This window comes from Actinomadura citrea (assembly GCF_013409045.1).
Lineage (GTDB): Bacteria > Actinomycetota > Actinomycetes > Streptosporangiales > Streptosporangiaceae > Spirillospora > Spirillospora citrea.
This window is the reverse complement of record NZ_JACCBT010000001.1, coordinates 3605190-3617409: the sequence shown is the minus strand read 5'-3', so window position 1 is coordinate 3617409 and position 12220 is coordinate 3605190. Positions and strand designations below refer to the sequence as shown.

At 70.1% G+C, this 12220-nt stretch carries 10 protein-coding genes; 4 read left to right on the top strand and 6 right to left on the bottom strand.

Annotation, left to right across the window (positions count from 1 at the left end; all coding sequences use genetic code 11):
• Window positions 1-92: 92 nt before the first annotated feature.
• Window positions 93-1526, bottom strand: a complete 1434-nt coding sequence (locus BJ999_RS17035) for a WGR domain-containing protein (RefSeq protein ID WP_179834206.1) — start codon at window positions 1524-1526, stop codon at window positions 93-95.
• A gap of 488 nt (window positions 1527-2014) precedes the next feature.
• Here BJ999_RS17035 and BJ999_RS17030 point away from each other — a divergent pair, with 488 nt between their 5' ends.
• From BJ999_RS17030 to BJ999_RS17015, 4 genes are all read left to right on the top strand, one after another.
• On the top strand, window positions 2015-2200 hold the full coding sequence (locus BJ999_RS17030) for a hypothetical protein (protein ID WP_179834205.1): 186 nt from the start codon (window positions 2015-2017) through the stop codon (window positions 2198-2200).
• A gap of 140 nt (window positions 2201-2340) precedes the next feature.
• Window positions 2341-2706, top strand: coding sequence for a hypothetical protein (locus BJ999_RS17025; RefSeq protein WP_179834204.1), 366 nt, complete (start codon window positions 2341-2343; stop codon window positions 2704-2706).
• A gap of 254 nt (window positions 2707-2960) precedes the next feature.
• A complete protein-coding gene (locus BJ999_RS17020; protein ID WP_179834203.1) occupies window positions 2961-3584 on the top strand; it encodes a TetR/AcrR family transcriptional regulator in 624 nt (207 codons plus the stop codon).
• Window positions 3585-3695: 111 nt separating this feature from the next.
• Window positions 3696-4904, top strand: coding sequence for a cytochrome P450 (locus BJ999_RS17015; protein ID WP_179834202.1), 1209 nt, complete (start codon window positions 3696-3698; stop codon window positions 4902-4904).
• A gap of 400 nt (window positions 4905-5304) precedes the next feature.
• On the opposite strand, the gene BJ999_RS17005 is transcribed toward BJ999_RS17015, so the two are convergent.
• The 5 genes from BJ999_RS17005 to BJ999_RS16985 all read right to left on the bottom strand — a co-directional run bounded on the left by BJ999_RS17005 (window position 5305) and on the right by BJ999_RS16985 (window position 12022).
• Window positions 5305-6732, bottom strand: coding sequence for a serine/threonine-protein kinase (locus tag BJ999_RS17005; RefSeq protein ID WP_229810470.1), 1428 nt, complete (start codon window positions 6730-6732; stop codon window positions 5305-5307).
• 264 nt (window positions 6733-6996) lie between these two features.
• The gene (locus BJ999_RS17000) at window positions 6997-7620 is read right to left on the bottom strand and encodes a methyltransferase family protein (RefSeq protein WP_179834200.1); all 624 of its coding nucleotides are present in this window, start codon (window positions 7618-7620) and stop codon (window positions 6997-6999) included.
• A 109-nt stretch (window positions 7621-7729) separates the two neighbouring features.
• Entirely contained in the window at window positions 7730-8128 is a 399-nt protein-coding gene (locus BJ999_RS16995; RefSeq protein ID WP_218935094.1) for an ArsR/SmtB family transcription factor, read from the bottom strand.
• Window positions 8129-8275: 147 nt separating this feature from the next.
• A complete protein-coding gene (ligA, locus tag BJ999_RS16990) occupies window positions 8276-10267 on the bottom strand; it encodes an NAD-dependent DNA ligase LigA (RefSeq protein ID WP_179834199.1) in 1992 nt (663 codons plus the stop codon).
• A 75-nt stretch (window positions 10268-10342) separates the two neighbouring features.
• Window positions 10343-12022, bottom strand: coding sequence for a serine/threonine-protein kinase (locus BJ999_RS16985; protein WP_179834198.1), 1680 nt, complete (start codon window positions 12020-12022; stop codon window positions 10343-10345).
• Window positions 12023-12220 lie beyond the last annotated feature (198 nt).

Below are 12220 nucleotides of genomic sequence, written 5' to 3'. Positions count from 1 at the left end.
GTGTCCCCCCGGGTATTGCCGTCCCAGACGGTTTCACTCGGCTTCGCGGACGCGAATGCCCTTCCGCGACGTCGGCGCTCGAACTCAAGACGTCAGAGGAGGCGTCTGATCTCGCCGTAGGCCCGGTAGAAGCCACCCCGCCCGGAGGTGCGGACGCCTTCGACGGCGTAGCGGGCGCCGGGTTGGCGGATCTCTTTGGGGAACTGCACGTTCCATCCCCGCTCGTAACCCTCGCTGATGACGCGCACGCGGTGACGGGAGCCGTCCTGGTAGCACTCCAGAATGACGGCGTCACCGGGCTGGGAGGTGGTCTCGAGCACCGTCACCGGCTCGGCCGTCGGCAGCGACGCGGCGACCTTCACATCAACGGGCTTGGGGACCGATCCCTGGTGGGCCGCATGGATGGCCGTTTCGGAGGCGTCGATGCAGAGCAGCGAACCGTCGGTGGTGACGATGTAGACCCGCTCGTCCAGGAACTGCATCGAATAGGCCGAGCCGTGACCCGTGCCGAGTTTCCACAGGCGGGTACCGTCCTCGTCGAAGCAGTAGATGGAGGAGTGGTTGTCGCCGGCGAACACATAGCGCCCGTCGGGCGAGGCCGCGCAGGAGAAGACGGCGGCGTCGCAGCGGTACACCGCTTCGACCTCCCCGTTGCCCTTGGCCAGCCGGTAGACGTCGTTATTACTGGTCGCGGCGTACACCGCACGGTTTTCCTGCCATCCGAACAACACGCCGCCGCCGACCGGCGTCTGCCAGACCGGCTTGCCGTCGGCGGCCGAATAACAGGCCACACCGCGAGAATGGCCGTGAAAGACGGTGTTGCTTCCGGCGTCGCAGCGCACCATCCAGGCGGAGTCGCCGTCGACGTCGCGTGACCATTGGTATTCGTCTTCGTGGTCGACGGCGGTGACGCGGCCGTTGCGGTCGGATACTCCGAGGATGGCGTCGTCGATGTCCAGCCAGTAGATGTCGACATCGGCGGAGATCTCGTAGGCCACGTGCGGAACCTTGCCGCTCATGTCGTACACACGGCCGTCGTCACAGCCGGCGTAGATCCAGAAGTCGTCGGCGACGATGCACTTCACCCCGTCGGGCAGGCGGTAATGGCCGGTCACGGTGCCGTCGGTGGTAACGGTGTACACGTCGCCGTTCTGGTTGCCGACCCAGCATCGGTCCTGGTCGACGAAGATGCCGAACGCGGCGGCGCCGGTGGCCAACCGCCACAGCACCGGTGCCTGGCGGGCGGTCGACCTGGTGCTGACCATGGAGCGCCTGCTGACCGGGCGGGCCCGCCGTACGCCCCGCACCGCCGGGGCGTAGCCCTTCCTGGTCTTCTCCGCGATCTTCTTGGCGGCCGCCGTCTCGGCCTTGGCCTCGGTCGCGAAATCGGACACCTTCACCTGGCCGGAGGCGCCGATCCTTCCGTAGGTAATGGTGACTCGGGTGCCGGAGCGGACCACCTCGTAGAACTTGTGAGCGGTGGCGTTGTCTTCGGACAACTCAAGGTACGTGCGGTGCTCCGCCATTCCAGCCTCTCGATCACCTGATGTCGCGAACCCGTTGGCCCGGATGTCGCCGACAGTACAGATCACGTCCGACAGATCCGCGAGAAGCGGCCGATTCTCGGACAGATGCCGCGTACGGGGTCGACGTACAGAGCGGGGTCCCAGAGCCCACCGTGGGGTCGTCGCTGGAACCGGCGAGCGTCCTCCTTCCCGGGCGAACGTCAGCGCATTGACCGGGCCGGTGTGGCCGGGGTGGCGGGGAAGCCCTCGGTCCCCACCTCGCCCCACCTGGCCGATCACGGCCGCGGTGCGGGTGTCCGGATGGGCGCCTCGGCGGGACGTGCTCACTTCCATCATCTCTGTCGGCCGGCATCTGTCGACGTGTCATCTTTTGCGGTGATTACCTCATTGCGAATCGGCTGTTTCCCTTCCGGCAAGGGCGAGATTGGCTGGGACTGATGATCGACGTCCGCAAGACCTCTTCCAGAGAGCGACCAAGGAGCATGGTCATGGACCAACCCGCCCGCTCTGTCCCGGCTTCGGCCGGGGCGCAGGCCGACCTGCTGAATTTGGGAAGGTTGCTGGAGGCAGCGGCCCTGCTCACCTGCCCGACGAACGCCGACCGCGATCCTCGCGGTCCCGCCCCGGTCCCGGTCTCGTCCCGGCAACTACCCGCCGCCGGGCCGAACCGCTGAGCACTCGCTCTCGCGGCCGGACGGCACCGGAGTGCCGCCCGGTGAACTCTCCTTGCTCCGGCAGATGAGAGTGGTCTGCAATGCCGAACTCACCGCCGGCAAATCAACGGCACGGCCCCAACGCATCCAGCAGCCCCACGGTGGCTCGTATCATCACCCCTGCCGGTGGCCCCACCGCTGATCTCGACATCGCCTCACAGACGAGCCCGGAGATGTTGGCCGACGCCCTGGTCCGCCACATGTTCGCGATCAGTATGGATCTGTACGGGATCCTGGGCCGTGTCAGCCCCCCAGCCGGTGGTACCGGCCGATCGCAGCCCGCCATCGTCACCCCGGCCGGCCACCTGGCTGATCGGCGAAGCGTTCACCTGCATCCCGACAGTGAGCAACTGCGCCGGATCCTGCATGAGGCGATCGCGGAGCTGGATCAGATGGTCCACCAGACCCGGGTCCTGGTGTTCGCGCACCTGGACAGCACCACCCCGGCAGAACCGGGCGCCGTTTGAGCGCCTCGTGGGTTCGAGTCCCAGGCGTCCCCCCAATCTGACCAGGGCCTGAGCCCGTGCCCGCACTGGTCACTCCTTGAGAACACTTCTCCTCACCCCTTCAGCCCGTCCGTGTCTTGTCGCGAACGCCGGGCACCTGCGTGATGTGAAGCAGAGCGCGCTGCATCCGCTCTTTTCCGTCTTGGGGACTGCCGTGGCGCTTCGGCTGGCTTACGGTGTTGAGCACTCTCGGTCCGGCACGGAGGGCGGGCGGCATGCGGGACGACGCGACGGCGCGGAGCGGGCTGAGGAAGGTGCCGCTGAGCAGGCCCGAGCGGCGCGCGGAACTGCTCGACGCCGTCCTCGCCCTGCTCTCGGAGGTCGGGTACGAGCGGCTGACCATGGACTTGGTGGCGCGGCGCGCGCGGGTGGGCAAGGCGACGCTGTACCAGCGCTGGCCCGCCAAGGCCCATCTGGTGATGGCCGCGATGGAGCGCTACCGGCCCGCGGTGTCCGGGCGGGACGCGGGCTCGTTCACCGAGGACATACGCCAGCTGCTGATGGCCTATGTCGCCAGCTGGTCGAGCCTGGACCGCGGGCTGGTCATCGCGCTGCTGGAGGGCAGCCGCCGGGACCCCGAGCTGGCCCGGCTGCGCCGCGAACGGCTCGCCGATCCCGTGCGGCGCTCCATCGAGGCCGCGCTCGACCGGGCCCGCGCACGCGGCGAGATCCCCGGCCGGGTGGACGCCGGGCTGCTGGCGGACCTGCCGTTCGCGGTCATCCTCGGGCATGTGCTGATGCAGGATGAACCTCCCGGCCACGACCTGGTCGATCGGTTTGTGGACGGCATCCTGTCTCCCCTACTGGACGTCCCCAACCTGCCGGAACCTCGCGTATAGAACGGATCCGTTCTATTTTCGGAGCGGATGCCGTTCCTTCCGGCGAGCCCGCCGTCAGCCGTCCCGCCGGGAGCGGCACAGCGCGAGTCTCCGAGGAAGGGATCTCGTCCCATGCGCGCTCCGCAGCCCCCCGCCTCCGCCCCCGCCCCGCTGCCCACGCGGCGCGACGACCCGCTCGACCCGCCACCGGCGCTCGGCCTGCTCCGCAGGGAGTCGCCGGTCTCCCCGCTGTCGTTCCCCGACGGCGCGACCGGCCTGCTGCTGACCCGGCACCAGGACGTGCGCGAGGTCCTGGCCGACGAGCGGTTCAGCGCCGACCGGACGCTGGCCTCCTCACCGATCAGGCGGCCCGCCTTCCGGCCCGAGGACCGGGCCGGTTCGCTGCTGTTCATGGACCCGCCGGAGCACACCCGCTACCGGCGGCTGCTCACGCCGTTCTTCACCACCCGCCGCATGCAGGCCCTCGCGCCGCGCGTCGAGCGCATCGTCGCCGACCACCTCGACGCCCTGCGCGCCGCCGGCCCGCCCGCCGACCTGGTTCCGGCGTTCACCCTCCCGATCCCGTCCCTGGTGATCTGCGAGCTGCTCGGCGTGCCCTACACCGACCGCGCCCGCTTCCACGCCTGGTCCGCCGCCCTGCTCAGCATCACCGCGGACGCACAGCGGGTGGCGGAGGCCAGGGACGCGCTGCTGGGCTACATGCGGGAGCTGGTGGCCGCCAAACGGCGCAGCCCCGACGACGCGCTGCTGGGCTCGCTGATCACTTCCGGGGCCGGGCTGAGCGACGCCGAGCTCAGCGGCATCGGCCGGCTGCTGCTGGTCGCCGGGCACGAGACCACCGCCAACATGCTGGCGCTGGGCACCCTCACCCTGCTCACCCGTCCCGGCCGGCTGGGCGCCCTTCGCGGCGGCCCCCGGGCCGCCGGCCCCGCGGTCGAGGAACTGCTGCGCTACCTGAGCATCCTGCAGTTCGGCGTCGTCCGGGTCGCCAGGGAGGACGTCGAGATCCACGGCCACCCGGTCCGCGCCGGGCAGACCGTGGTCCTGTCGCTGCCGGCCGCCAACCGCGACCCCGAGCACTTCGAGAATCCCGACGAGCTGGACCTCGCGCGGCCGCCGTCCCAGCATGTGGCGTTCGGCCACGGCATCCACCAGTGCCTTGGACAGCAGCTGGCCCGCGTGGAGATGAGCATCGCCCTGACCGCCCTGTTCGACGGGCTGCCCGGCCTGCGCCTCGCCGTGCCGCCTGACGAGGTGCCCATGCGGCACGACATGTTCATCTACGGCGTCCACCGGCTCCAGGTGAGCTGGGGGCGGTGACCGCCATGCGGATCGTCGCCGATCACGACCACTGCCTCGGCGCGGGGCAGTGCGCCCTGTACGCGCCGGAGGTCTTCGACCAGTCCGGAGGACGGCACCATCGTGCTGCTCACCGAGTCCCCACCCGGGAACCTTCACGAGACCGTCCGCCAGGCTGCCCGGATGTGCCCCAACCAGGTCATCAGCGTGCAGGAGCACGAGACCGCCGATGAGGCATCGTCCGCGGAGACGCCTTCCGTGTGACCAGCGCACCCGAACGGCGATGAGGTGCCCGGCGCCCTGGCGAGTCGCGGGCGCGCCGGGCACCTCCGCGCAGGGCACTGCCGACCGTGTGCTCTTGGTGCCATGGGCGCGTTGGACGAGTCGGGTGACCGACGAAACAGGACACGCTCATGGGCGCTCAGAGGGTCTCGCTGAGTGCCCTTTCGATGATTTCGGCGATCTCAAGGGCCCTTGACCGCCATTCGCCGTTGGTGCGCCGTGAGGGGGATTCGCTGAGGTAGACGCCGACCTCAGCGTTCCGCAGGGTGAAGATGACCATTTCGGCCTGCCAGTCGCTCTGTCCGTCACCGGGGAGCGTTCTCCGGACGGCCGCGTCCCCGAGGCCCGGGACCTTGCTCCAGGTCAGCAGGTCGACCACCGTCGATCTCCGGGGGAGGTCGGCGCGGATCGCGAGCGTGGCGTCGACGGTCTTGGAGCTCGCGTCCTCGGAGACGACATTGCTCCACGTACACGTCTCGGCATTGGCGTGGTCCTTGTAGGGGCCCCAATCCAGAGTCTCGCTCTCGCCGGGGTTGGACAGGGTCTCCTTGAGGGTGGGGCCGTCGCTGACGACGGCGCAGGCATCCGGGACGGACTCGAACTCGTCCTTCGAGCCCGAATCGGACGATCTCAAGAAGGGGAAGCTCAGCCCGACCCCGACAAGGGCGACGAGGACGAGGAGGCCCGCGATGACCGTCACGCCCTTCCCCGGTTTCGCGGGTACGGCGTTCCCTGCCAGCGGCCTTGTTGGAGTTCGCCCGTCCTCGACGGCCTTCAACCCTTGCGCGGCCTGCCGCGAGCCCCAGCGCTTGCCCGGGTCTCTGTCCAGGAGTCCCCTGAGGACCGGCTCCAGCGCGCCGGACCGGACGTAGGCGGGATCGTCTCCCATGAGGAGCCGGCCGACGAGGACCTCCAGCTCATCGGCCTGGAAAGGCGGATGACCCTCCACCGCCGCGTACAGGGTCGCCCCCAGCGACCACAGATCCGACGCCGGGCCCGGCGTGCCGTTCCGGAATCGTTCGGGGGCCATGAAGACGGGCGTTCCGACGAAGCCGCCCGTCCTGGTGTAGGCGGTGGCGTTGGAGACCGCCGCGATTCCGAAGTCGGCGAGGAGGACACGACCGTCATCGGCGATCAGGACATTGGCGGGCTTGACGTCGCGGTGCAGGATCCCCGCCCCGTGTGCGCAGTCCAGCGCGTCCAGCAGGGCGAGCCCGACCCGGGCCGCCCGGACGACGGAGAGCGGCCCGTCTTCGCGAACGATCTGCTCCAGGGAGCGGCCCTGGACGTACTGCATGACGATCCACGGGCCCTCCGCGTCGTCGACGACGTCGTACACGTTGATGATCGACGGATGCTCCAGCCGCGCGGCGGCGCGGGCCTCGCGCAGGAACCGGCCCTTGAGACCGTCCCGGTCCTCCTCGGCCAGGTCATCGGGAACCTGGAGGCGCTTCATCGCCACGCGGCGTTCCAACGCCTGGTCGTACGCCCTCCACACGATCCCCATTCCGCCCCGGCCGATCTCCTCGCCGAGCCGGTACCGGCCGCTGATCACGTCCCCTCTCATCACGGGCCGACTCTATCCCGTACAAACGCAGATGTTCGTTTGAGAATCCGGAACACGAGGTGGTCCTCCGCAGGCCCAACTCGCACGCCTGCTCGACGAGAAGCGGCGGGGAATGGAGACGCCGTCCTCGCCGACGATACGACGGTGCACCGCTGCGCGGGGCGCACACTGCGGCATCGACAAGGCGATGGCGACCTTTTCCAAGGCCGGCCGGACCATGTTCAAGGTGATGAACCACGTCCCCGCCCTCCGAGACGATTCGGGTCACTGTCGGGTGCCTGGGGATGGGACAAGTCGTCCGATGCCGGGCAGGAATCGGCCGACCTTGGAGGCGTAGGCGGCATACGCGACGCCGTGGGCCTGCAGCAGGTAGGGCTCTTCGACGGCGCGGACCTGCATCTGGATGGCCACCACGGTCAGGGCGAGGCCGAACAGCGCGATCACGTTGGGGACCATGGCGGCCAGCCCGGCGGCGGTGGCGATCATCGTGGTGAAGATGGGGTTGCGGGCAAGCGCGAAAGCGCCACCGATGACCAGTTCGGTGCGTTCCTCCTCCTCGACGCCGATCCGCCAGGAGGTGCCCATCGAGCCCTGCGCGACCAGCGTGCCCGCCACGCCGGCGAGGGCCAGCGCGATCCCGGCCGCCCGCACGCCGGCGTTCTCCAGAGCACCGAAGGCGGGGAGGCCGGCCAGCGCGGAGATCGGCCCGGCGGCGCCGATGAGCAGCGCGCCGGTGAACAGCAGCCGAGCCCACCACTGCACGGTTCCCCTGCCCAGGTCGCCGCCACGGAAGCCGGTGTCACCCGTGCGGCGCCACTGCAGAAGGGTGCGCAGGCCGAACGCCAGCGCGGCCCAGACCAGATAGATGACCAGCGCGGGGATCGCCACGATGTCCTCCGAACTCGGTGAAGGGGATCAGGCGCAGCCGGGCCTCATGGTCGCGGCGCCGGTGTCGGTGGCCGCTGCGCGCCGACCCGGGGGCCCGGCGACGCGGCGGTCATGCCCGCCGTTCGGCGTCGGGAGGGCGAGCGCCCACCTGCTGGTCGCCGGCGGTGCCGTATACGGGGCACAGCGCAACGGCGCGGTCGGTGGCGGAAAGCAGATGCTCGGCCGAGCGCAGGAGGTCCAGCAGCTCTGGCACCGCGATGAAGTAGAAGGACTGGCGGCCCTCGGCGCGGTAGTCCACCAGTTTGCAGCCGCGCAGGCAGGCGAGGTGCTTGGACACCGTGGACTGCGCCAGCGCCAGTTCGCGGGTCAGGTCCACCACCCGGGCCTCGCCCAGCGCCAGCCGCTGGACGATCGACAGCCGCACCGGGTCGGCCAGCGAGTGGAACAGCGCGGCGGCGGGCGCCAGTCCGTCCAGCGACGTCATTCCACATTCGGAATCAATCGACATGTTGGAATGATAACCGGGCCTCACGATCAGTCAAGGCGGCCACCCCGGTCGCATGAGGCCGACACGCGCACCGCCGCGAAGCTCCTGAGCGCTGTGCCGGACCGCGGCGGTGGGGCGCCGGGCCCCGACCGAGTGAGCCCGACGGGATCAGACGACTCCGGCTTCGGCCAGCCAGCGCCACAGTTCGTCCTGGGGGACGACGGTGACTCCGAGTTTTTCGGCTTTGCCGGTCTTCGCGGCTCCGACGTTGTCTCCGGTGAGCAGGTAGTCGGTGTTGCTCGAAACGGACGACGCGGTCGTCGCGGCCGCCTGCTCGACCAGGCGCGTGACGTCCGGCCGGCTGATCTTCGCGCCCGAGCGCGGGTCGGTGAACGCGCCGGTGATGACGACCGACTTGCCCTTGAGCGGCGAGTCGCCCGCGGCCGCCGCGTCGAGCGGCCGGTCCTCGGCCAGCACGTCGAGGTCCACGCCGCGCTCGCGCAGCGCGGCGATCTCCTCCTGGACCTCCGTGCGGGCGAAGAAGGCCACGATGCTCTCGGCGGCCTTCGGCCCGATGTCGCGGATCGCCACCAGGTCCTCGGCCGTGGCCGCCGCCACGTCCTCGATGCGCTGGTAGCCGGCCAGGCACAGGCGCTTGGCCGTGCCCTCGGACGCCATCGGGATCGCCAGCCCGATCAGCGCGCGCCGCAGGCCCACCTCCTTGGACGAGGCGATCGAGTCGACCATGTTCTGGGCGCTGACCTCGCCCATCCGCTCGTAGCCGAGGAGCTGCTCGGTGGTCAGGTCGTAGAAGTCGCTGCGGCGTTTGAGCACGCCGTCCTCGGCGAGTTTCTCGATCCAGACGTCGCCGACGCCCTCCATGTCGGCCGCCTGGCGCGAGGCCCAGTGCATGAGGCGGCGCGTCGCCTGCGCGGGGCACTGCAGGTTCACGCACCAGCGCTCCTCGCCGGTGCCGCGGACCTCCAGTTCGGAATCGCACGACGGGCAGTGCGCCGGCGGGACGATCTCGACCTCGCTCCCGTCGCGCCTCTCCGGCAGCGAGCGGCCCGCGAACGGGATCACGTCGCCGCGCCGCACGACCGCCACCGTGTCGCCGATCCGCAGATCGCGCTCGCGGATCAGGCGAGGGTTGTGCAGGGTGACGTTCTCCACCGTCACACCGCCGACGAACACCGGCGCGACCTTCGCACGGGGCGGGACGCGGCCGATCTTGCCGACCGGCCACTGGACCGCCAGCAGCGTCGTCAGCTTCTCCTCCGGCGGGTATTTGAACGCGATCGCTCCGCGCGGCTCGGCGCTGTTGAAACCCGCCGCGTCGAACGCCGCCGGCTCGTGCAGCCGCACGACCGCGCCGTCGATGTCGTAGTCCAGGCCGTCGCGGCGTCCGCCGATCTCATGGATCGCGTCGATGACCTCTTCGGCACTGGTGCCCACGTACTGGGCTACCGATTCGAAGCCCGCCGGGACATCGATCGCGACGCCGCCGCGATCGGCGCCGAACGCGAAGAACCTCAGCACGCGCCTGGCCTTCACGGCCGCTTCGGGATCCTTCAGCACCAGCGTCCCGGCGGCGCCCGACCGGGGGTTGGTCAGGATCCGCTCCGGGTGCGCCTCGTTGTAGGCCGCCCACACCGACCGCAGCATCACCGCCTCACCGCGGACCTCGACGCGCCCGGGCGCCTCGATCTCGGCCGGCAGGCCCGGAATCACGTGGCGCACCTTCTCGGTCACCAGCTCGCCGACCGCGCCGGTGCCGCGCGTGGCGACGTAGTCGAGCCTTCCGTCGGTGTAGACGACGCTGAGCGAGAGCCCGTCGAGCTTCTCCGACACGCGGAAGACCTGGCCGCCGAACCGTTCGCAGAACGTGCGGATCTGCTCCTCGCTCGTCGCCTTGGCCAGCGAGAGCATCGGGCGCGCGTGGCGCACGGTCGGGCCGGTCAGCTCCGCCGGCGCGTTGACCTTGCCGAGCGGGCTGTCGGCCGGCTCCAGCTCCGGATGCTCGGCGACCAGTGCCGCCAGCTCGTCCTTCAACGCGTCGTAGTCGGCGTCCGGCAGCGGGCTGTCGCCGGCGCCGTAGTACAGATCGTTCAGCCTCTTGACCTGAGCGGTCAGCTCGGCGATGCGCTCTCCAACGTCCACCCCTCGATTAAACGCGACGACACCGACATCCACCCCGGGTCGAGCCCCGGCACGCTCGGGCCGCGGTCCCCTCGCCTAAACGACCTTGGCGCAGAGGACGCCCCGTCGGAAGTCCCATGCCAGTGAGCCTCTGGGGCACCTGCTCTTGTAGTAGCCGGTGAACTGGAGGACGTAGGAGTATTCCTGCGGGAGGTCGTTCTCGTCACATCTCCACGAGGTCATCAGACCGTATCCGCTGATGGCCGCCCGGCCCGGTTTCCTGCCCCTCTTGCCCAGGAAACATTCGCCGTGCCTGAACTGCCGTTCCACGCAGAGATAGATTCTGCCTCCATCGTGGGCTGGGGACTCCCAATACGATTCTCCATCGAGCGGCTTGGAGGCGCACGCACTGCTCGTCTCCCCCACCTCGGCGACCTTCAGGTAGGCGTCGCTCTCCCCGCAGGAGACCGCGCGGGGCATGTCCTCGCGCCACCCGCCAGGGTTCCAGGGGTCCCCGGACGCGTCCAAGCAGTCATTGACCGAGATGTCGTCGAACGCCTTCCAGGTCCTGTCGGGGCTCGGGCTCGGCCGGGCACTGCCTCGGTCGCCCGTGCGGCCGGTCGAGCGGCTCGTCGTCGAGGTCGACGCGTCGCCGTCGTTCGATCCTTTGGAGTCACTGCCGCCGACGACGGCGATGAGCAGGGCGACGAACACGACGCCGACGACCCCGGCCATGACCGCGGCGGCCGGTTTGGCCGGTGGGCGCGCTCGCGGACGCTCCCCCGTCACCGGTCGCGGCGCCGGCGACGACCCGGGCCGGTCCGCGGGTGGCCGCTTCCCTTCGTCCCGCGCAGGGTGCGCCCCGTGGTCGTCCGTGCCGGCCTTCCCCGTGAAGACCTCGGTCTCGGCCACCCGTATGGCGATCATGGTGGTGAACGTCTCCGGCAGGGCCATGCCCTCGTCCGCGACGAGCGCGGAACAGCGGTCCAGGAACTCTCCCGTCGCCGGGCGGTCGCCCGGGTCCTTCTCCAGACCGGCCGCGATCAGAGGCCTCAACGACGCCGGGACGCCCGACAGATCGGGGTCCACGTGGCGGACCCGGTAGCCGAGGGCGTCGACCGGTCCCTCCCCGAAGGGATGGCGGCCGGTCGCGGCGAAGATCAGCACGGCGGCCAGGCAGAACACGTCGCTGGCCGGTTCGAGGTCGCCTCCCAGATACTGTTCGGGCGACATGTACCCGGGCGTGCCCATCAGGGTCAGGCTCTGGGTGGGCGCGTCCATCGCGCGCGCTATCCCGAAGTCGATGATCCGCGGCCCGTCCTGGGCCAGCAGCACGTTTCCCGGCTTGAGGTCCCGGTGGAGCACGTTCTGGCTGTGGACCGCCCGCAGCCCTTCGGCGAGCCCCGCACCCAGCGCCGCCACCGAGATCTCGGGCAGGGCGCCGTTCGCCTCGACAGCGTCCTGCAACGACGGCCCGGCGATGTACTCCGTGGCCAGCCACGGCGGGTCGGCGTCGGCATCGGCGTCTATCACCTGCGCCGTGTAGAAGCCCGTGATGCGGCTCGCCGCCGCGATCTCCTTCGTGAACCGGCGCCGGAACACGGCGTTGTCGGCGAAGTGAGGGTGGACGACCTTGACCGCGACCAGCCTGCGGCCCTGGGACCGGCCCAGGTAGACCTGCCCCATCCCGCCCGCTCCCAGCCGTGCCAGCAGCCGGTACGGCCCGACCCGTTGCGGGTCGGCGGCCCTGAGCGCCTTGAGTCCCGTACCGGACATCTCACCTGCCTGTTTGTCAAACACCATCGTCTGTTTGAGAACGAGCTGAGCGAGGGTGATCGTCCGATTGGAGAGCCCGCCGCGCGATCATTCGGTTGCGTGCCTGAGCTGTGGGTCATTCTGCGTGGCCCCCTTCGTTGATCACACCGACATCGCGAGGTCTTTGCCGGACGGATCGCAGGTCGCCGCGTTCGCTCG